Annotated in this window: 20 protein-coding genes, 1 tRNA gene and 1 pseudogene; 10 read left to right on the top strand and 12 right to left on the bottom strand. The window is 70.0% G+C overall.

What is annotated here, in order from left to right; all coding sequences use genetic code 11:
* Positions 1-379: 379 nt before the first annotated feature.
* Both AB0L95_RS04130 and AB0L95_RS04125 read left to right on the top strand, forming a co-directional pair.
* A complete protein-coding gene (locus AB0L95_RS04130; protein ID WP_365156598.1) occupies positions 380-688 on the top strand; it encodes a hypothetical protein in 309 nt (102 codons plus the stop codon).
* Positions 689-1084: 396 nt separating this feature from the next.
* Complete coding sequence (locus AB0L95_RS04125) at positions 1085-2425, top strand: S53 family peptidase (protein ID WP_365156595.1); 1341 nt, start codon at positions 1085-1087, stop codon at positions 2423-2425.
* A gap of 268 nt (positions 2426-2693) precedes the next feature.
* Here AB0L95_RS04125 and AB0L95_RS04120 read toward each other — a convergent pair whose 3' ends face one another.
* Positions 2694-2942 (bottom strand): hypothetical protein, encoded by a 249-nt coding sequence (locus tag AB0L95_RS04120; RefSeq protein ID WP_365156593.1) that lies wholly within the window; start codon positions 2940-2942, stop codon positions 2694-2696.
* A gap of 1248 nt (positions 2943-4190) precedes the next feature.
* Here AB0L95_RS04120 and AB0L95_RS04115 point away from each other — a divergent pair.
* Complete coding sequence (locus AB0L95_RS04115) at positions 4191-4835, top strand: YeeE/YedE thiosulfate transporter family protein (protein ID WP_365157728.1); 645 nt, start codon at positions 4191-4193, stop codon at positions 4833-4835.
* Positions 4835-5251, top strand: a complete 417-nt coding sequence (locus tag AB0L95_RS04110) for a YeeE/YedE thiosulfate transporter family protein (RefSeq protein WP_365156590.1) — start codon at positions 4835-4837, stop codon at positions 5249-5251. Before AB0L95_RS04115 ends, AB0L95_RS04110 begins: the two co-directional genes overlap by 1 nt.
* 33 nt (positions 5252-5284) lie before the next feature.
* Here the strand turns inward: AB0L95_RS04110 and AB0L95_RS04105 are convergent, their stop codons facing one another.
* The gene (locus AB0L95_RS04105; RefSeq protein WP_365156587.1) at positions 5285-5917 is read right to left on the bottom strand and encodes a hypothetical protein; all 633 of its coding nucleotides are present in this window, start codon (positions 5915-5917) and stop codon (positions 5285-5287) included.
* A gap of 291 nt (positions 5918-6208) precedes the next feature.
* Between AB0L95_RS04105 and AB0L95_RS04100 the strand changes: the two genes are divergently transcribed.
* Positions 6209-6379: a hypothetical protein gene (locus AB0L95_RS04100; RefSeq protein ID WP_365156584.1), complete on the top strand. Its 171-nt coding sequence runs from the start codon at positions 6209-6211 to the stop codon at positions 6377-6379.
* Positions 6380-6477: 98 nt separating this feature from the next.
* Here AB0L95_RS04100 and AB0L95_RS04095 read toward each other — a convergent pair whose 3' ends face one another.
* Both AB0L95_RS04095 and AB0L95_RS04090 read right to left on the bottom strand, forming a co-directional pair.
* Positions 6478-6885, bottom strand: a complete 408-nt coding sequence (locus tag AB0L95_RS04095) for a hypothetical protein (RefSeq protein ID WP_365157806.1) — start codon at positions 6883-6885, stop codon at positions 6478-6480.
* An 83-nt stretch (positions 6886-6968) separates the two neighbouring features.
* Positions 6969-7088 (bottom strand): annotated as a pseudogene (locus AB0L95_RS04090) (serine hydrolase); the annotation flags it as partial.
* Here AB0L95_RS04090 and AB0L95_RS04085 point away from each other — a divergent pair.
* A complete protein-coding gene (locus tag AB0L95_RS04085; protein WP_365156581.1) occupies positions 7053-7922 on the top strand; it encodes a site-specific integrase in 870 nt (289 codons plus the stop codon). The pseudogene AB0L95_RS04090 and the gene AB0L95_RS04085 sit on opposite strands and share 36 nt — an antisense overlap.
* A 97-nt stretch (positions 7923-8019) precedes the next feature.
* Here AB0L95_RS04085 and AB0L95_RS04080 read toward each other — a convergent pair.
* Positions 8020-8093: transfer RNA gene (locus tag AB0L95_RS04080), tRNA-Thr, on the bottom strand.
* Positions 8094-8320: 227 nt separating this feature from the next.
* Between AB0L95_RS04080 and ugpC the strand changes: the two genes are divergently transcribed.
* The 3 genes from ugpC (at position 8321) to AB0L95_RS04065 (ending at position 10959) form a co-directional block, all read left to right on the top strand.
* The gene (gene ugpC / locus AB0L95_RS04075; RefSeq protein ID WP_365156579.1) at positions 8321-9457 is read left to right on the top strand and encodes a sn-glycerol-3-phosphate ABC transporter ATP-binding protein UgpC; all 1137 of its coding nucleotides are present in this window, start codon (positions 8321-8323) and stop codon (positions 9455-9457) included.
* A gap of 272 nt (positions 9458-9729) precedes the next feature.
* Complete coding sequence (locus AB0L95_RS04070; RefSeq protein ID WP_365156576.1) at positions 9730-10176, top strand: hypothetical protein; 447 nt, start codon at positions 9730-9732, stop codon at positions 10174-10176.
* Between the two features lie 51 nt (positions 10177-10227).
* Entirely contained in the window at positions 10228-10959 is a 732-nt protein-coding gene (locus tag AB0L95_RS04065) for a nucleotidyltransferase family protein (protein ID WP_365156573.1), read from the top strand.
* A 190-nt stretch (positions 10960-11149) separates the two neighbouring features.
* Here the strand turns inward: AB0L95_RS04065 and AB0L95_RS04060 are convergent, their stop codons facing one another.
* The 7 genes from AB0L95_RS04060 to AB0L95_RS04030 form a co-directional block, all read right to left on the bottom strand.
* A complete protein-coding gene (locus AB0L95_RS04060; RefSeq protein WP_365157725.1) occupies positions 11150-12928 on the bottom strand; it encodes a DoxX family membrane protein in 1779 nt (592 codons plus the stop codon).
* A 168-nt stretch (positions 12929-13096) separates the two neighbouring features.
* Positions 13097-14035, bottom strand: coding sequence for a 23S rRNA (guanosine(2251)-2'-O)-methyltransferase RlmB (rlmB, locus tag AB0L95_RS04055; protein WP_365156570.1), 939 nt, complete (start codon positions 14033-14035; stop codon positions 13097-13099).
* A 98-nt stretch (positions 14036-14133) separates the two neighbouring features.
* Positions 14134-15534 (bottom strand): cysteine--tRNA ligase, encoded by a 1401-nt coding sequence (gene cysS, locus AB0L95_RS04050; protein ID WP_365156567.1) that lies wholly within the window; start codon positions 15532-15534, stop codon positions 14134-14136.
* A 96-nt stretch (positions 15535-15630) separates the two neighbouring features.
* On the bottom strand, positions 15631-16038 hold the full coding sequence (locus AB0L95_RS04045; RefSeq protein WP_365156565.1) for a PPOX class F420-dependent oxidoreductase: 408 nt from the start codon (positions 16036-16038) through the stop codon (positions 15631-15633).
* 53 nt (positions 16039-16091) lie between these two features.
* A complete protein-coding gene (gene ispF, locus AB0L95_RS04040; RefSeq protein ID WP_365156562.1) occupies positions 16092-16586 on the bottom strand; it encodes a 2-C-methyl-D-erythritol 2,4-cyclodiphosphate synthase in 495 nt (164 codons plus the stop codon).
* Positions 16576-17370, bottom strand: coding sequence for a 2-C-methyl-D-erythritol 4-phosphate cytidylyltransferase (ispD, locus tag AB0L95_RS04035; protein WP_365156559.1), 795 nt, complete (start codon positions 17368-17370; stop codon positions 16576-16578). The genes ispF and ispD overlap by 11 nt, the downstream gene beginning before the upstream one ends.
* A gap of 436 nt (positions 17371-17806) precedes the next feature.
* Positions 17807-18289 carry a CarD family transcriptional regulator gene (locus AB0L95_RS04030; protein WP_003953493.1) on the bottom strand — a complete coding sequence of 161 codons (483 nt, stop codon included), beginning with the start codon at positions 18287-18289 and terminating at the stop codon, positions 17807-17809.
* 756 nt (positions 18290-19045) lie between these two features.
* On the opposite strand from AB0L95_RS04030, the gene AB0L95_RS04025 reads away from it, so the two are divergent.
* Positions 19046-19732 carry a DUF461 domain-containing protein gene (locus tag AB0L95_RS04025; RefSeq protein WP_365156556.1) on the top strand — a complete coding sequence of 229 codons (687 nt, stop codon included), beginning with the start codon at positions 19046-19048 and terminating at the stop codon, positions 19730-19732.
* The last annotated feature ends 105 nt before the right edge of the window (positions 19733-19837 follow it).

The following is a 19837-nucleotide window of genomic DNA, read 5'->3' as shown; positions in this document are numbered from 1 at the left end:
CGTGGCCGGTCCTCCCGGTCTCGCCTACCGGCGGCAGACAAGCGGCTTGGTCAGACGTGATCGGCTCGGCTTGGTGAGTTGCCCCGTTCTCCGGAAGAGGCGTGCAGGGGCGGACCCGTCACGGGGGCAAACGGCCCTGCTCCTGCACGATGCCGCCCGCGTTCCTCCCCCTGGGGGCAGTCGGCGCGACCCACGTCCGGGGGTCACTTTCTCCAGCGCAACGCGGGTTTCAAGTGTCACGGGTGACCGCCTGTTGCCATGAGGTCAACACATCTGTGTGGTGCTGATCTCGTGAGCGTCACAGATCGTTCACGAGGCCCCCCGCGCGGGTGGGCATGAAGGGACCGGCTGCGGGCAGGCGAGGGATGTGTCGTGTGAGGTGGCTGAGCTTTTCGCGCAGGTCCGGCATGCTCTGAGCCAGGCAGGATTTGAAGTAGTTGGCCAAGTAGACCGCCTGACGCCCGGTCTCCGGGTCAGTGAGACCCGTGCCGGGGTGCTGGTCGCGTGGGCGACGTCTGACGGATTCACCGCGCTGGCTGCTGACCAGCCTGGCGGTGATTGCAGGGACGGCATGCGGGTTGCAGTGCGGGCTGCCGTCTCCGGTTTGATGACCTCCCTGGGATACACGGTCATAGGGACACTCAACGGCGACATCATCGTCCTGGTGAAAGGTGGCGATGGTGGCTAGACGGGCATAGGGGCTGGCATGCCTAGTTGAGCGCCCACGGTCGGTCCCGCTACAGGGTCCTTATCGACAGGTGCTGAACGCTGCTCATCCCGCTGGCCTATCGCCTGATGCCGCCAAGTGCCAGACCGCAGATGGACGGGCGTGGCATCTGCTCCGAGTGTGCGGTCGATCTCCATGCGAAGGTCAAACGCCGCAATTGCATGAGCAAAAGCGGGGTGTTGGGGTTGACATGCTCTTGACGGTGGCATGCGGCGACTGCATGGTGGCAGCACCTCGAACTTGACTCAAATTCAACTGTCGTGCGACCCCTACCAACTGCCGCGATGCGACCGCCCGCTCCGGGCGGCCGGCCGTGCACGGCGCCCCACGAGTGCCCCACGACTTTCAGGAGGCTCGATGGAACAACGTTCTGCGCAAAGAGATGGCCGCCTCTCTCCTCACATACGCCGTGCCCGGCGAGCGGCAGCCCTGCTGACCGGGCTCATCACTGTCGCATTCACCGTGCTGGCCGGAGGCGTGGTCGGCGCCGGTGCCGCGCAGGCCGCGGTTCCTGCGCGGGCGGCCTCGTCGCCGGTGCTCGACTTCGGTTGCGCCCACCCCGCGCACGCGGGGCAGGCGCGCTGTTTCGGCATGATGCGGGCACATCGCACCTCGTCCGGCCTGCTGGCGCCGCTGACCACGGGGTCGCCGACGACGGCCGGGTACGTGCCGTCGGACCTGCGTTCCGCATACAACCTCGGCGGGACGTCGGGCGGCGGCCGTACCGTGGCCATCGTCGACGCGTACGACGACCCGTCCGCCGAGGCGGACCTCGGCAAGTACCGCAGCGCATACGGACTGTCGGCCTGTACGACGGCGAACGGCTGCTTCCGCAAGGTGAACCAGAACGGGCAGGCGTCGTCGCTGCCGTCCGCTGACGCCGGTTGGGCCGAGGAGATCAGCCTCGACCTCGACATGGTCTCGGCGACGTGCCCTGACTGCCACATCCAGCTCGTCGAGGCCAACTCGGCCAACACCAGTGACCTGATGAAGGCCGAGGACCAGGCCGCCGCCACCTCGGGCGTGGTCTCGATCTCCAACAGCTGGGGCGGCGCGGAGGACTCCACCATCACCTCGGACGACAGCCACTTCAACCACCCGGGGATCGCCGCCACCGCCAGTTCCGGCGACTCCGGCTACGGGGTGTCGTGGCCGGCGTCCTCGCCTTACGTCACCGCCGTCGGTGGTACGTCACTCACCAAGTCGTCCAACTCCCGCGGTTGGAGCGAGACTGCCTGGGGTTCGGCCACCAGTACGAGCGGTGCGGGGTCCGGCTGCTCGGCGTACGAGGCGAAGCCCTCCTGGCAGCACGACACCGGTTGCGCCAAGCGTACGGTCGCGGACGTGTCCGCGGTCGCCGACCCGAACACCGGCGTCGCGGTCTACGACACGTACAACACGTGCGGCACCAGCTCCTACTGTGACCTGCTGATCTCGCTCGGGGCCGTCGCGGGCGCGGACGGCTGGGTGCAGGTGGGTGGCACGAGCGCCTCGTCGCCGATCATCGCGAGCGTGTACGCGCTGGCAGGCAACACCGCTTCCGTGATGGCCGGTTCATACCCGTACAGCCACACCTCGGCGCTGAACGACGTCACGTCGGGCTCGAACGGCGCCTGCGGAAACTACCTGTGCACGGCCGGCCCCGGCTACGACGGACCGACCGGACTCGGCACTCCGAACGGCACCGGCGCCTTCTGACGCCCCGCGCTGCGCATCGGCCCCTGCCCGCGAACCGCGGGCAGGGGCCGATGTTTCGCCGGGATAGGCGGTTCTCGGTCAGCGGTTCTCGTAGAGGGCGCCCAGGTCGTCCTTGCCAGGCTTGATCGGCATGCTGGGGGCCGCTCAGATCCCTCGGCGGACTTGACGAAACTGTTTCCACAGAACGTCTGGTGGTCAGCGGGCGTCCTCGATGTCGGTTTCGGGGATGCCTAGGAATGTGGCGAGGTCAGACGCTGCTTGGTGGCCGCTACCAGCCGACGTCGCGGCGGCTGCTGACGGCCTTCCACGTCGGCCCGGTGAGATCGGTGATCACCATCCCGCCTGTAGCCTCGAGGACGAGGATCCACCCCTTCGCCTTGAGCCCTTCGAGCTGCTGCCGAACATCCGGGCCCAGCTCCTCGACGAGCTGCGCCTCCCGCGGTCGCGTGCCGGCGTCCAGGAGTTCCGCGAGCCGGAAGACGAGCGCTTCCTCCTCAGCGGTGATACGCAAGTCCATGCGCTGACGCTACGTCCCCGCCGACCAGGGAACGCGGCCACCCCCCCTAGGGCGGAGATCATCCATAACGGACGTCTTGGGCCTCAAGCCGGCGCAGTTGACCTTCTCACGCCACAACCTCAGGCCGGGCTTTTCACCCAATGGACGAGCCGAGCCCACCAACCACCTCTCGACGAGCCCGATGAACTTCCTTGGCGTCGAGCAACGCGTGCGGGTGGTAGCGGCCCGCCCGGTCGGGTCGACACCTGTGCCGATCGAGCCGTCGCCTCCGGTGGGTGCGCGCGCCCGTGCTTCGCTGACTCGCACATGCACCGCTGAGCCGTTGGCACATCGGCGAGTACTTGCTCCACATGGCGGCCGCAGCCCTCATAGGTCACCTTCCGACACGTCCGGCAGAGGACACGCTGACACATAATTCCCCTTCGTCAATATCTTCATTGGCCGTCTCCGACTTTCACTTTCTCGGCACAATAGAGGCCCAATTTTCACGCCCACCATGCAATGTCAAGTGGTTTGGTTGAAAAACCGCCCTGGGGTTGCCCGGGATACCGAAACAATGGTTGCATCACGCCGGAACGCGGTGACGGGGGACCAAAATACGGCGCTGTGCCTGCACTCCTCGACGTATTGCGATCGTCGACCGGGCGCGGCAAGGACAACAACCGACAACGGCAGCCGCCCTCTCCGAACGGGCGGTGTGCGCCGGTCAGGAGGGAGCAACGTGGGTTGCCCGCACGCCGCAACATGCCCCCTTTTCCCCCTACTCAGGGCAAGCTTGCAAGGTTGGCGCAAGTACTACTGCGACAGCGAGAATCAGTGGCACGACTGTGCGCGCTACCAGTTGTCACTCACCGGCGAGCGCGTGCCGATCAGCCTGCTGCCCAACGGAGTCCGCGCGCGGCACCTCGAACCCGCGGCCGATGAGAGCCGGCCCGGCGAGGCCACCCCAACGCAGGCACCCCGACAGGCCCCGCCACCAGGACCCAATCCCTGGTTTTCGCAGACCGCGGCTTGGTCCCAGCCAGGACCAGGCCAGCCACCTGAGTGGTCAGAACCGGGAACCACGTCGCCGGAGATGGCCGCCCCTTTCGCAACAACCCCTCCGCCGGAACCGGTCGGGCATTACCAACCGTCGCCACCCGCACCGTTTCCCCAGCCTGCAGACCGCCTCGCTCGACACGCGCGCCCAGCATCCGGCCCGCCGCGCGGCTGGTGGGCTCGATTCGCCGACTGGATGAAAGGCCCCGCATGAGTTCCTACTGGCCCTGGTGGGCGGGCGCTGTCGGGCTCGCTCTGGTCACCATCAACTACACCCTCGCCACCGATCGGTCTTTCGGGGTCTCCTCGGCGTGGGACCGCGTGTTGCACTGGCGCAGCGAACGTCAGCTCGAGCGGACGGAGGAGGAGTTCGAAGACGATCGCGCTCTCGCCGACGCGCTCGCAGTGGCCACCGCGGAACACTTCGGAACCGGCCCCGGCGCGCCCACCATGCCGCAGCCTCCGTACCGGGAAACACAACCACTCGATCCGGCTGCAGGTGACGGCCCCTCGGTCACGAGTCTGCGCCCGGTCCCTCTGGTCACCCAGGCTGCCTTGCTGGTGTCGATTTTCCTCGGCGGACTGATCGCCGCAGTCACCTCTGGGCGGTTCCACCTCCGCTTCGACATGGGCCCGGGTTTTCGGAACCTGGTCACCGCCAATCCGATCACCATGGTCGCCCTGTTGTTCGTGGGAGGTGTGCTCGTCGGCTTCGGCACTCGATTGGCCGGCGGATGCAGCTCCGGGCACGGACTCAGCGGCTGCGGCCGTCTACGCCCGGTCAGCATCGTCGCGACCGCGGTGTTCTTCGGCACCGCCGTCGGGGTGTCGTTCCTCCTGTGGAAGGTGATCTGATGCGCACCCGGGGCGCGATTCTGCTGGCCAACATCATCACCGGACTGGCCCTCGGCTATACCGTCACGAACATCGGTTTCGGCGACTACGCCGAACTGAACCGCATGTTCACCTTCCAGGACCTGCGCATGTTGCTCTCCTTCGCGGGCGCCGTCGTGATCATCGCTTGCGTGTTCGCTCTGCTACGGGTCCGCCGCACCCCGGGGCGCATCCACGCCGGAGTGATCCCAGGCGCAGTGTTGTTCGGTACGGGCTGGGCCATCTCAGGTGGGTGCCCGGCAATCCCGATCACCCAGGTGGCCAGCGGATACATGCCCGCTCTGGTCACAATCGTCGGCGTGGCCGTCGGTATCCGACTGTGTCGTTGGGCCAACGCCCGGTACTTCCACCTCGACCGGGGCTCCTGCGGGCTCTAACCAACCGGTCGGTGGCCGACTGCTACTTGCGCGTCAGAGGGCCTTCGCGGCGCGCCCACGTGGGACGATCACGGAGCCGGGGCCGGTATAGCGGCCCTGCCGCAGCGCCGCCTCGACCTGCGGAGCGATCGCCCACATCACGGTGCGGGACTTCGCCCGGATGTCGGGGGCGGCTTCGATGAGCGTGTCCAACAGCCACAGCGGCGACCCCGACAGCTGGTAGTCCGCCGGCGCACACCGACCTTGACGCACCACCGCCGACAGGTTCTGCTGGCTGGTCAGACCGAACAGCTGGGTCGCCTCCTGCAGGCCGACCAGCGGCGGCACCTCGGCCACGCTGGTCGCCCACACGCCGGGCTCCTGCGCGGCCACCTGCTGCTGCAGGACCCGCTGGTAGCCCGCGAGGACCTTGGAGTGCGGGGCCCATCCGTCCTGCTTGGCGATGACGATCTGGTCGTGGCCCTTCAGCCGGGAGGACGTCGCCAGGCCGCGGCGGGGGCTGTGGCCGGTGAATCGGATCTCGATCCCCGCGCGCTCGCCGGCGCGGGTGACGACGTCGCCGATCGCCGCGGGCTGCAGGCCGCCCTCCAGGACGGTGTGCCAGCGGTTGTGCAGGCGGCGCCAGGCGTATCCGTCCGGGTCGGTGAGGCCGGCGGCTCCTTCCACGCCTGCCAGGCTCTCACCGGGCAGATCGAGGGCCGGGAGCCGTAGGGGACCGGGACGACGCGGGGCCGGACCTTGGACACGCGCAGGTCGGCCTGGATGCCGCCGGGGGCCTCGGCGTAGTCGCGCACCCGGTTGAAGGCGAGTTCGTGCTCGCGGCCGGCGACGGCGAAGTGCATGAGCACCAGGGCGCGGTCGCGGATGCCCCTGAGGTTCGGGTCCGGGACTGGTAAGCGCACATGTTGAGGTGTCGCGTATTCATCTGCGGGGTCCGCGTTGTGACCACGAAGGGTGATGGTCGACCACTCCGGCGTCTGCACCGCCGTGGAACTGCACGTGCTGCTGAAACAGCGCTTGCACTTCCCCGGCTCTCCTGCGAGCTTGCCTGAGTTGGTATCGGCAACGGTGCCGTTCCACCTTCCTGACCTATTACGCGTGATCGACGGCGGCCCGACCACGCGGTGAGCAGGCATTTCAGCCAGGCACTCAGCGCGGTCGGTGTCACTGGCAGGCCCCGGGCCCGTCCGCGCTCGTTGAAGCTGGTGGCTCGTTGGCGGTCGGGCTCAGCGGGCAAAGGGGCCGAACACGGTCATGGCGAGCCGGAGGGCTGGCGCCGGAGTGCCGCCGGTGCTGCCGGTGCTGCCGGTGCTGCCGGTGCTGCCGGACGAATAGATCAGGCGCCGGCTCAGGTCCGGGGTCGCGAAAAACCCGTCGGAGTAACCGAGATCGTGACCGGTCTTGCCCCACACCACCGTGCCGTCCTGCAGAGGGATGGCCATCAGCCCGGCGCTGTAGCAGGCCCGGCCCTTGTCCGGTCCGAACTGGCAGTCACCAGGGGTGAGCGAGGGAACCAGCTGTCCGGCGGCGTCGCGCGGCAGGGTGAGCAGGTCGCGCACCTGCTGCGGCGGCAGGAATTCGCCGTCCAGCAGTGCGCGCAGGAAGCGGTCCAGGTCGGCGGGGGTGGAGACCATCGACTCGGGGTTGCCGCCCTGCGCGGAGACGTCCACCGGGGTGCCGGCGTCGTCGGGGAGGTAGCCGGCCAGGTGCGGGTTGGCATCTGCGGAGCGCCTTCGGTCACGTCGGTGTGCCGCAAGCCGAGCGGGCGCAGGATGCGGGCGGTCACCTCGTCCTTGATCGAGTGACCGGTGACCTGCTCGATGATCCGGCCTGCCAGCCGGTAGTTGAAGTTGTTGTACAGCTGCTCGCTGCCCGGCGCGAAGACCGGCCCCGGCCACGGTCGGTTGGTGGGACGCAGCGTGCGCTGGATCACCTCGTCGAGCGACTCGACCATGAACCGGTCGGCGATCAGGCCGTCGTTGTCCTGGACGCCGTCGCGGAGCACCGCCTGTACTCGATGTTCCACCTGATGATCTTCCGTGGCCTGCGCCGCGGCGAGGCTGCCGGCCTGCCGTGGGCGGAGACCGACCTGACACACGGCACCGTGCACATCAGCGAGCAGCTGGTCGTCGCGTCGTACGACGTGTGGGAGGACACCCCCAAGAGCGAGAGCGGCGAGCGGACGATCAAGCTGGACTCGGAGACGCGGAAGCTGCTGGAACTGTGGCGCGAGCGGCAGGCGGGGGAGCGCGCCGAGTGGGAGGAGAGCGCCAAGACGTGGAAGGACACAGGCCTGGTGTTCACCTGGGAGGACGGCCGCGCCTACCACCCGGAGCACCTGTCGCAGACGTTCACGCGCCTGGTGACGAGGCTCGGCCTGCCGCCGGTGCGGCTGCACGACCTGCGGCACTGCGCGGCGACGCTGTCGCTGGCCGCTGGCCTGCACATGAAGGCCATCCAGACTCTGCTGGGGCACGGCTCGTACTCGCTGACCGCCGACACGTACACGTCGGTGCTGCCGCAGTTCGAGGACGCCCAGGCCGAGGCTCCGCTTGCTCTGGTTCCGCGCAAGTCCCCGGCGCGCCGTGACGTGGCCCACGAGCCGGACGCGAGGGCCGGTGCTCTGACGGCCGAGAACCCCACCGGCGTTCCCAGCGAGGACGCCGCCTGACGCCTCGCTCCCATGGCGTTCCCATCGACGCTAAACAGGCCCATCGGAGATGGTCTCCGGTGGGCCCGTTTCATGCTCCGACGCGGGTCAGAAGGTGAGCCCCCTGTCGGATTCGAACCGACGACCTTCGCTTTACAAGAGCGGTGCTCTGACCAGCTGAGCTAAGGAGGCGTGCACATGCGTGCCCGTGCAGTGTACCCAGGTCCCGGCACGGGACCGTCGAAAATTTCCGCGAAGTTCACAGTCGCTCGGGTACTGACAGAGCAGGTGAAGGGCAGGTACGGTCCTGAGCCAGTTCACTCTTGTGGACTACGCCACAACGGAACCCCCGTGGTGGCACACCACCTTTACAACGGATCGTCCGGCACGTTCCTGCCGGTGAAGGGGGCCCATTCACCATGGCCACTGTCTCGTTCGACAAGGCGACCCGGATATACCCGGGTTCCACCAAGCCCGCCGTCGACGCACTCGACATCGAGATCGAGGACGGGGAGTTCCTCGTCCTGGTCGGCCCGTCCGGCTGCGGCAAGTCCACCTCGCTCCGCATGCTGGCGGGGCTCGAGGACGTGAACGCCGGCGCCATCCGGATCGGCGACCGTGAGGTCACGCATCTGCCGCCCAAGGACCGGGACATCGCCATGGTGTTCCAGAACTACGCGCTCTACCCGCACATGACGGTCGCCGACAACATGGGCTTCGCGCTCAAGATCGCCGGTGTGGCGAAGGCGGAGATCCGCAAGAAGGTCGAGGAGGCCGCGAAGATCCTCGACCTCACCGAGTACCTGGACCGCAAGCCGAAGGCGCTCTCCGGCGGTCAGCGTCAGCGTGTCGCCATGGGCCGCGCCATCGTGCGCGAGCCGCAGGTCTTCCTGATGGACGAGCCGCTGTCCAACCTGGACGCCAAGCTCCGCGTCTCCACCCGTACGCAGATCGCGTCGCTCCAGCGTCGTCTCGGCATCACCACGGTGTACGTGACCCACGACCAGGTCGAGGCCATGACGATGGGCGACCGCGTGGCCGTACTGAAGGACGGCCTGCTCCAGCAGGTGGACTCGCCGCGCAACATGTACGACCGCCCGGCCAACCTCTTCGTCGCCGGCTTCATCGGCTCCCCGGCGATGAACCTCGTCGAGGTCCCGATCACGGACGGCGGCGTGAAGTTCGGCAACAGCGTGGTGCCGGTCAACCGCGAGGCCCTCAAGGCCGCCACCGACAAGGGTGACCGCACGGTCACGGTCGGCGTCCGCCCCGAGCACTTCGACGTGGTCGAGCTGGGCGGCTCCGCCGCCGCCTCGCTGTCCAAGGACGCCGAGGACGCCCCGGCCGGCCTCGCCATCTCCGTGAACGTCGTCGAGGAACTCGGCGCCGACGGCTATGTCTACGGCTCCGCCGAGGTCGGCGGCGAGGCCAAGGACCTGGTCGTCCGTGTCGGCGGCCGCCAGGTGCCGGAGAAGGGCGCTCAGCTGCACATCGTGCCGCGGCCGGGCGAGACCCACGTGTTCTCGACCTCGACCGGCGAGCGCCTCTCCGACTGAGGTCCGCCCACCGGCGGGACCGGAAGGACGAAGAGGGCCCTGCGGCCAGCCGCGGGGCCCTCTTCGCTGTCGACAGCCGTCGGCCGCCGTCAACAACCGACGACAGCCGTCAACAGTCATCGGCGGCCATCGGCAGCCGACGACAAATACCCCGGCATACGCGGCATTTCGACCAAGAACGTCAACCCTCTACCCGGAAATCCCCGCCTCCCCATCCCCCGAACCGGTGACTAAATGTCGCCAAATCACTACCCCGCGCTACCCTCACTCGCGTGAAGCACACCACTACTCTTCGGACACGGCGCGGCCGTGGCCCCGCCCGCCGGATCGGTCGCACCCTGGCCCTCGTCCTGCCCGTCGTCCTGGTGCTGTCCGGGACCCTCGCGGTCACCCGCGTGAACTGGTCGGGGGGCTCGTCGAACTCGGTGCTCGCCGCGTCCGCCGCAGACGTCTCCACGCGCGCCTCCTCCCGCGCCCCGCAGGACGTGCTGCGCGACAAGCTCCTGCTGGAGCTCCAGGACCGGAACCCGGGCGTCGCGCTCACCCACCTCCAGCAGGCGGTCAACGGCCGCCCGTCGCTGGCGAGGCACTGCGCGTCCATCGCCCGCGCGCTCGGTCGCGCCGCCGTCCGTATCTACGGCCCCACGCGCGCCCAGTCCTACGCCCGCCCGGTCTGCGACACCTCCTTCGCCTCGGGCGTGGCCGCACGGCGCGGCTGAGCCCGCCGACCGCCCGGACCGCGGACGGGGCGCGCGACGTACAGTTCGGTCATGACCGATCCGAACGCCGCCTCGCGCCCCGTTCAAGCCGTCATCCTGGCCGGGGGCCAGGGCTCACGGCTGCGTCCGTACACCGATGACCGGCCCAAGCCGATGGTGGAGATCCCGGGCACCGGGACCCCGATCATCGGCCACCAGCTCGCCTGGCTCGCCGAAGAGGGTGTGACGGACGTCGTGGTCTCCTGCGGCCACCTCGCCGACGTCCTCCAGCGGTGGCTGGACTCCACCGATCTGCCCGTGCATGTCAAGACGGTCGTCGAGGCGGAGCCGCTCGGCCGTGGCGGCGGTCTGCGCTACGCCGCCGAGCATCTGCCGCACCCCGACCAATCGTGGTACGCCACCAACGGCGACATCTGGACCCGGTTCTCGCTGCGGGACATGGCGGACTTCCACACCGAGCGTGGCGCGGCCGCCACGCTCGCGCTGGCCCGGCCGCGCATCCCGTGGGGTGCCGTCAAGACGGACGGCTTCGGGCACGTCACGGACTTCATCGAGGCCCCGCCGTCGACGTTCGAGATCAACGCGGGTGTCTACGTGTTCTCCGCCGAGTTCGCCAAGATGCTCCCCGAGCGCGGCGACCACGAGCGTACGACCTTTCCCCGGCTGGCCCGGGAACGCCGCCTGGCCGGCTTCCCCCTCCCGCAGGGCGCCTACTGGCGGGCCATCGACACGGCGAAGGACCTCACGGAGGCGGCCAAGGAACTGGCGACCCTGGGCCGCTGACCCGGCCCCGGCCCCCGACACCGTGCCTGACTGGTTCCTGGCCGACGTCGCGCAGCGCTACCTGGAGATCCGCAAGCGCCGCTGACGTTGCACGGACCCTACGGCACCACGTCCTCGCCCGCCCCACGGCAGGAGAAGGGCCCCGCACCTCCAACATGCGGGGCCCTGCCTTCCCGAAACCCGGTCGGGGTCAGCCCAGGAGGCCGCCCACCAGGTGGTCCGAGCCTCCGGAGCTGCTTCCTCCGCCGCCACCGCTGCTGCCGCTCGCACCGCCCGTCGGGCCGCCCGTGCCGCTGCCGCCCGAGGAGGACGGCCCGGCGCTGGTGCTGGGCGCCTGCCGCGACGGTGCCGAGTGCTGCGGCGGGGCCTGGCCCGCGGTGCCCTGGGTCTGACTCGGCTGGCCGCCGGTGGCGGTGCCGGTCGCCCCGGCCGTACCCGGCGTGGTGACCTCGCTCGACGGCGGGGACGAGGTCGTCCCCCGTGTCGCCGAGGGCCGCGAGGCCGAGGGGCTCGACGGGTGCTGCCGCCCGCCCGGCGTCCCGGGCAGCGGCGAGCCCGGCAGCTCGTTACGCGGTGCCTCTCCGGGGCCGGGGACGACCACGCGGTCCGCGTCCCGCACCGCCCCGCCGAGCAGCGACCCGACGAGCAGCGTCACCCCGGTCACGAGCGCGGCCAGCAGCGCGCCCCGGCGCAGCACATAGCGCCGCAGCTCCCAGATGTCCGCCCGCGGACCGAGCCTGCGCCATGCGCCGCCCGCGAGCCGGGCGTCCACGGAGTACACCGGCGCCCCGGCGATGACCAGCGGCGACCAGGCCGCGAGGTAGATGATGTCGGGCGCGTCGTACGCGGGGGCCGTCCGCCAGCTCACGGTGACGATGAGCGCCGCGGACAGCAGCGCGCCGACCGCGGCCGCGACCCGCTGCCACAGGCCGAGGACCGTGAGTACGCCCGCGATCACCTGGAGGAAGGCGATGACGAGCCCGGTCCCGACGGGGTGCTCAAGCGCGAACTGGCGCATCGGCTCGGCGACTTGCCAGGGGTGGAGCGTGTTGAGCCAGGTGACCATGGAGCCCCGCTTGCCGCCGTCGAAGTAGACGGGGTCGCAGAGCTTGCCCATGCCGGCGTAGGCGGAGATGGAGCCCAGGAAGATACGCAGCGGCAGCAGCACCACGCCGAGGTTCATCCGGCGGCCCGGGTAGTAGGCGTGCCGCACCCCCGCCGCGGCGGCGGACGTGGCCGGGGTGCCACAGCGCCGCCTGCCCCTGGGCCCCGGTTCCGCGACCGGGACCTCGTCCCTGAACAGGGGGCCGCCGTAAGGCGATTCGCCGTAGGGCGGTTCGCCGTGGCCCGGCAGGCCGTGGCCCGGGGCGTCGTAGGACGGGTCGCCATAGGCCGGTTCGTCGTAGGACGGGTCGCCGTAGGCCGGTTCGTCGTAGGACGGGTCGGCGTACGGCGAGTCGGTGTAGGGCGAGTCGTCGTAGGCCGGTCCGCCGTAGAGCGGTTGCGTGTGGACCGGTTCGTCGTACGTGCTGCCCGCGTTCCGCATGTGCGGCAGCAGCCGGGTCGCGCCGGAGTCGTAGCCGTGGCCGGGCAGGCCCCGCACGTCGAGGCGGGACATGAGCTGGGTCGCGCCCCCGTCGCCGCCCGGATCCTCGCCGTGGCCGATGGTCTGGCTCCGTACGGCCTGCAGCAGCCGGTGGGCTCCGCTGTCGTCGGGCGCGGACTTCCCGCTCCACACGACGGGACGACGACGGCCCACGGCACCGGCGTCCTGGGGGCCGCTCAGCTGCCGCGCCGCGTGCGGGGACGGGGCGCGCCGTGTCGACGCGCCCAACCTCACGCGGAAGCTCGCATGATTGACGATGACCTGCGCCGGATCGCTCGGCACCTTCACCATGCTCAGCGCGGGGGTGTCGTCGAATCCCGACGACCGCTCCCCCGTGGGTGTGCGGCGTGTTCTGGTGTCCACACTCATCTAACCGAGTGACGTGTGGATAGGACACTGCTTTGACCGCGTGGATCTGTCCGGACCCCGTCAAGCTTGTCCTGTACGACCGGTTTCCCTCGTACGGGTGAGCATACGAACGGTCGTCCGGGCCTGTCGGAGCGGTCTGTCCAGGCCCGGCGGCCGTCGGCCTCAGGCGCGCCTGCGGGCCGCCTCGTACAGCACGATGCCCGCGGCCACACCCGCGTTGAGCGACTCGGCGCCGCCCGGCATCGGGATCCGCACCCGGAAGTCGCAGGTCTCGCCGACCAGCCGCGACAGGCCCTTGCCCTCGCTGCCGACCACGATCGCGACCGGCCCCTGAAGGGCGTCCAGGTCGCCGAGTTCGGCCTCCCCGTCCGCGGCGAGCCCGACGACGGTGATGCCCGCCTTCTTGTACGCCTCCAGGGTGCGCGTCAGATTGGTGGCGCGTGCGACGGGCGTACGGGCGGCCGTACCGGCGGACGTCTTCCACGCACCGGCGGTCATCCCGGCCGCACGCCGCTCGGGCACGACGACGCCGTGCCCGCCGAAGGCCGAGACGGATCGCACGACCGCGCCCAGGTTCCGCGGGTCGGTCACCCCGTCGAGGGCGACGATCAGCGGGTCCTCGCCCTCGTCGAACGCGGCGTCGACGAGGTCCTCGGGGTGCGCGTACTCGTACGGCGGGACCTGCAGGACCAGCCCCTGGTGGTTGAGGCCGTTCGTCATACGGTCCAGCTCGGGCCGGGGGGCCTCCATGAGGTTGATCCCGCCGCGCTCCGCCGCGAGCTGCAGCGCCTCGCGCACCCGCTCGTCGCTGTCGATGAACTGCTGGACGTACAGCGTGGAGGCGGGCACGCCCTCGCGGAGCGCCTCGACGACCGGGTTGCGCCCGACGACCAGCTCGGACGACGTCTTTCCGCCCGTACGACGCTGGGGGCGCCCCTGGACACGGCGCGCCTTCGCCTGGGCGGCACGCTGCTTGGCGTGTCCCTTGCGCATCTCGGCGGGCGGGGTCGGGCCCTTGCCCTCCAGGCCGCGGCGCCGCTTGCCGCCGCTGCCGACCTGCGCGCCCTTCTTGCCGGACATGCGGCGGTTGTTCGCGGCCATGACCTACCCGTCTGTTGAAGCTTTCGTATGTACGTCTATGCAGTGTGCCGCCCGGAGGGCCGGGCGGCACAATCGATCAAGGAGTCGCCGGGGCGCGATCAGCGTGAGCCGAGCGTCCAGCGCGGCCCCTCGGGGCTGTCCTCGATGACGAGACCCGACTGGTTCAGCTGGTCGCGGATGGCGTCCGCAGTGGTCCAGTCCTTGCGGGCCCGGGCGGCCTCGCGCTGCTGGAGCACCAGGCCCACGAGGCTGTCGACGACCCCGTGCAGATCCTCGCCCCGGTCGTCCTCCCCGGACCACCGCGCGTCGAGCGGGTCGAGGCCGAGGACGCCGAGCATGGCCCGCACCTCGGCGAGCCGGGCCACGGCGGCCTCCTTGTCGTCGGCGGCCAGCGCGCTGTTGCCCTGCCGGACGGTGGTGTGCACGACGGCCAGCGCCTGCGGCACGCCCAGGTCGTCGTCCATCGCCTCGGCGAAGGCGGGCGGCACCTCGTCGGCGGGCTCGACGGCACCGCCGGCCTTCTCCACGACGCGCTGCATGAAGCCCTCGATCCGGGCGAACGCGGACTCGGCCTCCAGCAGGGCGTCCTCGCTGTACTCGATCATCGAGCGGTAGTGCGGGGTGCCCAGGTAGTAGCGCAGCACGATGGGACGCCAGCGCTTGACCATCTCGGAGACGAGCACCGAGTTGCCGAGCGACTTCGACATCTTCTCGCCGCTCATGGTGACCCAGGCGTTGTGCACCCAGTACCGGGCGAAGTCGTCGCCGAAGCCCTTGGCCTGGGCGATCTCGTTCTCATGGTGGGGGAAGATCAGGTCGATGCCGCCGCCGTGGATGTCGAAGACGGGCCCGAGGTACTTGTGGGCCATCGCCGAGCACTCCAGGTGCCAGCCCGGGCGGCCCCGTCCCCAGGGCGTCTCCCAGCTCGGCTCGCCCGGCTTCACGGCCTTCCACATGGCGAAGTCACGCGGGTCGCGCTTGCCGGTCTCGCCCTCCTCGGAGGGCTGGCGCAGATCGTCGAGCTCCTGCTTGGACAGCGACAGATAGCCGGGCAGGGAGCGCACGTCGAAGTAGACGTTGCCCTCGGCCTCGTAGGCGTGTCCGCGCTCGATGAGCCCGCGCATCATCTCGATCATCTCGGGCACATGGCCGGTGGCGCGGGGCTCGTAGGTGGGCGGCAGGCAACCGAGGGCGCGGTAGCCGTCGTTGAAGGCGCGCTCGTTCTCGTAGCCGATGGCCCACCACGGGCGGTTCTGCTCGTGCGCCTTCCTGATGATCTTGTCGTCGATGTCCGTGACATTGCGGATGAACGTCACGTCGAAGCCGCGGTACTCGAACCAGCGGCGCATGATGTCGAAGTTCAGGCCGGAGCGGATGTGCCCGATGTGCGGCGGCGCCTGCACGGTGGCACCACACAGGTAGATCGAGACACAACCCGGCTGGAGCGGGGTGAAGTCACGGATCTGCCGGGCGCTGGTGTCGTACAGGCGAATAGTCACGTGTCCAGAGTAGTGGGCCGCGGGGAGTGCCTCACGCCCCTTGCCGCCAAGGGGCGCGCATTCGTGACCGGCGTCAGGGGCACCGGAAAGCCGCTCTCACAGACCCCCGGCCACCTTCCGCGGAACGATCCGCACCACCACCCGCTCGGCGTCCCGCATCGAGTCCGGGTTGAACTCCGCGTACTTCTTCCCGGTGTACTTCAGCGACAGCTCGTCGATGAGTTCCGGGGCGCCCTGGGACGTGAGCTCCGCGGTCCCCCTGATCTCGGCGTACTCGTACGGCGAATCGGGGTCCTGGACGACGACGCTCACCCGGGGGTCGCGGTCCAGGTTCTGCTTCTTGCGGCGGTCCACGGTGGTGGAGAGCAGGAGCTGATCACCGTCCCGTTTGACCCACACCGGGGAGAGCTGCGGGCTTCCGTCGGGCTGGATCGTGCCCACGACCACGAAGACGGGGCGGTCGAGCAGGGCCTTGAGCCGGTCGGACAGAGCGGCGGTCGCCATGGGGTACCTCCGGGACCTCGGTCACTGGTGACCCCTCGGGTACCCCCGCGCCCTCAGTCCACCCGCACCACGAGCGCCGTGGCGACCGCCATCAGCCCTTCGCCGCGCCCCGGGAAGCCGAGGCCGTCCGTCGTCGCGCCCGAGACCGACACCGGAGCGCCCGCCGCCTCCGAGAGGATCTTCTGCGCCTCGTCGCGGCGCTTGCCGATCTTCGGACGGGGCCCGACGACCTGCACCGCGATGTTCCCGATCCGGAACCCGGCCGAGCGGACGATCCGCGCCGCCTCGGTCAGCAGCGTGACGCCCGAGGCGCCCGACCACTCGGGGCGTCCCGTCCCGAAGTGCTGCCCCAGGTCGCCGAGCCCGGCGGCCGAGAACAGCGCGTTGCACGCGGCGTGCGCGACCACGTCCGCGTCCGAGTGGCCCGCGAGACCGGGCCCCTCGCCCTCCCACTTCAGGCCCGCGCACCACAGCTCCCGCCCCTCCTCGAAGGCGTGGATGTCGGTACCGATGCCCACCTGCGGCAGCAGCGGTGCCTCAGAAGCCATCGTTCAGCCTCCTGCGGGCCAGGACCGCCTCCGCCAGCACCAGGTCCAGGGGCCGCGTCACCTTGAAGGCCTCCTCGTGGCCGGGCACCACCACGACTCCGAGCCCCAGCTGCTCGACCATGCTCGCGTCGTCCGTGACGTTGTCCGTCACCGTCTCGTGCGCGCGCACCAGCGTGGCGCGATCGAAGCCCTGCGGGGTCTGCACCGCGCGCAGCCGGGCCCGCTCCGGGGTGGCGACCACCGGTTCCGGCTCGCCGGGGGTGGCGGCGGGCTCGACTTCCTTGACGGTGTCGGCGAGCGGCAGCGCCGGCACCACGGCGGGCGCGCCGTCCCGTACTGCGTCGATCACCGCGTCCACCGTGTCGACCGGGACGAGCGGGCGGGCCGCGTCATGGACGAGGACGATCTCGTACTCCGGCGGCAGCGCGTCGAGGCCCAGCTTCACGGACTCCTGCCGGGTGTCCCCGCCGGGCACGACGAGGAAGTCCGTCCTCCCCCAGCTGCCGCCGGGGGTGCCCCCGGGCAGCGCGTGCGCGTCGAGGAGCGACTTGACCTCGGCGGCGCCGTCCGGCGGGGCCACGACGATCACCAGGGAGACGGCGCGGGACGCGGCCATCGCGCGCACCGCGTGGATGAGCATGGGGGTGCCGTTGAGCGTGCGAAGTGCCTTGGGGGCGCCCGGACCGAGGCGAACTCCCCGGCCGGCGGCCGGAATCACCGCGGCGATGCGGGTCGCCGTCGAGGGAAGGACTCCGGTGGGTGAAGGACGCGAATCGTCAGACATCGGTTCCTGTCAGGTTTGTGTGCTCGGCCGGGATGGGTATGGCCCTGGGGGTGCCCCCTGCTCGAACGCAGCAGAGAGCTTGGGGGGAGTGCCGGGCGCGAGCCTCGACCGGACCCTTCCGTGACATCCGGTCGAGCCAGCTGCCCGGGCCCGGCACGCCAAGTATCGGGGTTTCCCCCCCGGCGCAGGACATCCGGACAGGGCTCCACACCCCGGCAAGGTTCCACGTATGCATGTGCCTGTGGTTTCCACGTATGCATGTGCCTGTGGGGACGACGTGTGGCCATGGGTACGAACATGCCGCAGCGCCCGGCGACAGCTACTGCGTCATCGGGCACCGCGGCATATACATGGGTGCTGCGCACCGGTCCGTCCGCCAGGCACCTCCGGAGGCCGGGCGGGGCCCCTCGGGGGAACCGGGCGGAACGGAAGGGCGTCAGGACGCGAGGACCTCGTCGAGCAGCGCCTCGGCCTTGTCCTCGTTCGTGTTCTCCGCGAGGGCCAGCTCGCTCACCAGGATCTGCCGGGCCTTGGCGAGCATCCGCTTCTCACCGGCGGACAGTCCGCGCTCGCGCTCACGACGCCACAGGTCACGCACGACTTCCGCGACCTTGATGACATCGCCGGAGGCGAGCTTCTCCAGATTTGCCTTGTAGCGACGCGACCAGTTCGTGGGCTCCTCGGCGTACGGCGCGCGCAGCACCTCGAAGACCCGGTCCAGCCCGTCCTGACCGACCACATCACGCACGCCGACGAACTCCGCATTGTCCGCTGGCACACGCACCGTCAGGTCGCCCTGGGCGACCTTCAGCACCAAGTAGGTCTTGTCCACGCCTTTGATCTGACGAGTTTCGATGGCCTCGATCAGCGCGGCCCCGTGATGGGGATAGACCACGGTGTCGCCAACCTTGAACGTCATGTGACAGGTACCCCTTCCGTGGCTATCCAGGGTAACACGGAAACCGCGTCTTCTGAATGGCGTTTTCGCAGGTCAGGGCATATCTCGGGGCTTGACAACCGCGACAGGAACGTGCTTCGAGGGGAGAGCGGAAGAGGGTATTCGCAGGTCGGAGCGGCTCTGCGGGCACGGGGAAACCCGTACGTTACACGCTTCGGAGGCCACCAGCCGACCCCCGATCGTCCCCTTTTGTCCGGCCCCAAGCGCTCGACTTACGCTACTCCGTTCGGTGCCTGTCGTCGCGTCCGGGCCGAATCAGGAATTGATCAAGACGGGTACTGTTCCCCGCCCGGTTGTCCCTGTGATCGATTTCCGGTACTGGCCGCGCATTCCTTGCCGGAAATCCGGACGGAGGCAAGTCGGTTATGTGAATGGAAGGCCAAGTCGAGGTCAAAGTGGCTGATGAGCCAGGTGAGAACGATGAGGTCAGAGTGTTCGGGACGGACTCGGCGGACGACCACCGCCGAGCGCGCACCCTGTCCCCGACGACCCCGCGCCGTATCTTCCGACGCCCCCGCACCGGTTTCCCGACGACCTGCGCCGTATCCCCGAGGACCCGCGCCGGACCCCCTTCCCGAACGAACTCGGAGCCCTTGGGGAGGGTCGGGTGCGGCGGCCGGGGAACGGCTCGGTAACCTAAGGCCGCTGACAGACACTTAGGGCGGCTTTATCAGGGAGTCGTCCTGCTCCGCCCACGTTCAAGGAGTTGCCGCCGCCGTGAGCAGCAGCCTTCGACGCGGCGCCCTCGCCGCCGCCGCCATCGCGTTCTCGATCGCCTCGCTCGCCGCATGCGGCGCCGGCAACGACAGCCAGACGCTCGAGGTCAAGCCGGACAACGCCGCGACCAGCGTCGGCACCATCAAGGTCCAGAACGCTCTCGTCATCACCCAGCCCGACCCGAAGGCCACCGGCCCCGCGGTGATCTCGGCGACCGTCTTCAACACCGGCCGCGACGACGAGACGCTGGACTCGATCAGCGTGGACGGCGACGGCACCGCCGCCCTCTCCCCCGCCAAGGGCTCGGGCAAGGTGACCGTCCCGGCCGGCGGCTCCCTCGTCATCGGCGGCAAGGACAACGTCTCCGCCGTCCTGGACAACATGGGCGCCTCCGTCAAGAACGGCAACGCGCAGAAGATCACGTTCAGCTTCAGCAAGACCGGCGACGTGAGCCTGGGGGCCTACGTGGTGCCGGCCGAGAGCTACTTCACCAAGTGGGGACCGAGCAACATCCCCACGCCGACCACCACCGCCTCGCCGTCGGGGAGCACGAGCGCCAAGCCCTCGAAGTCGGCGTCGGGCTCGCCCGCGGCGGGCTCGTCCGGCAAGCCCGGGCACGAGGAGTCCGGCAAGCCCGGGCACGACGCGTCCGCGAGCGCGACGGCGACCGCTTCCGCCGGCCAGTGACACCGGGGACGGGGCCACGGCCCCGTCCCCACGGCCGTTCGGGGGATGGCGGCCCCCCCCGGGGGGGGCCGCCCGATGCCGGTTCGGGGCGGGGGTCCCCCGGTC

The organism is Streptomyces sp. NPDC052036 (assembly GCF_040680495.1).
GTDB lineage: Bacteria > Actinomycetota > Actinomycetes > Streptomycetales > Streptomycetaceae > Streptomyces.
This window is presented reverse-complemented; position numbering and strand designations above follow the sequence as displayed.

Coding starts and splice junctions, on each gene's coding strand:
- AB0L95_RS04065 (WP_365156573.1), top strand. CDS start 10,228: ATGACCGATCCGAACGCCGCCTCGCGCCCCGTTCAAGCCGTCATCCTG.
- AB0L95_RS04095 (WP_365157806.1), bottom strand. CDS start 6,885: ATGGTCTCCACCCCCGCCGACCTGGACCGCTTCCTGCGCGCACTGCTG.
- ispD (WP_365156559.1), bottom strand. CDS start 17,370: ATGTCTGACGATTCGCGTCCTTCACCCACCGGAGTCCTTCCCTCGACG.
- AB0L95_RS04125 (WP_365156595.1), top strand. CDS start 1,085: ATGGAACAACGTTCTGCGCAAAGAGATGGCCGCCTCTCTCCTCACATA.
- ugpC (WP_365156579.1), top strand. CDS start 8,321: ATGGCCACTGTCTCGTTCGACAAGGCGACCCGGATATACCCGGGTTCC.
- rlmB (WP_365156570.1), bottom strand. CDS start 14,035: ATGGCCGCGAACAACCGCCGCATGTCCGGCAAGAAGGGCGCGCAGGTC.
- ispF (WP_365156562.1), bottom strand. CDS start 16,586: ATGGCTTCTGAGGCACCGCTGCTGCCGCAGGTGGGCATCGGTACCGAC.
- AB0L95_RS04100 (WP_365156584.1), top strand. CDS start 6,209: ATGGTCGACCACTCCGGCGTCTGCACCGCCGTGGAACTGCACGTGCTG.
- AB0L95_RS04120 (WP_365156593.1), bottom strand. CDS start 2,942: ATGGACTTGCGTATCACCGCTGAGGAGGAAGCGCTCGTCTTCCGGCTC.
- AB0L95_RS04045 (WP_365156565.1), bottom strand. CDS start 16,038: ATGGCGACCGCCGCTCTGTCCGACCGGCTCAAGGCCCTGCTCGACCGC.
- AB0L95_RS04115 (WP_365157728.1), top strand. CDS start 4,191: ATGAGTTCCTACTGGCCCTGGTGGGCGGGCGCTGTCGGGCTCGCTCTG.
- AB0L95_RS04110 (WP_365156590.1), top strand. CDS start 4,835: ATGCGCACCCGGGGCGCGATTCTGCTGGCCAACATCATCACCGGACTG.
- AB0L95_RS04030 (WP_003953493.1), bottom strand. CDS start 18,289: ATGACGTTCAAGGTTGGCGACACCGTGGTCTATCCCCATCACGGGGCC.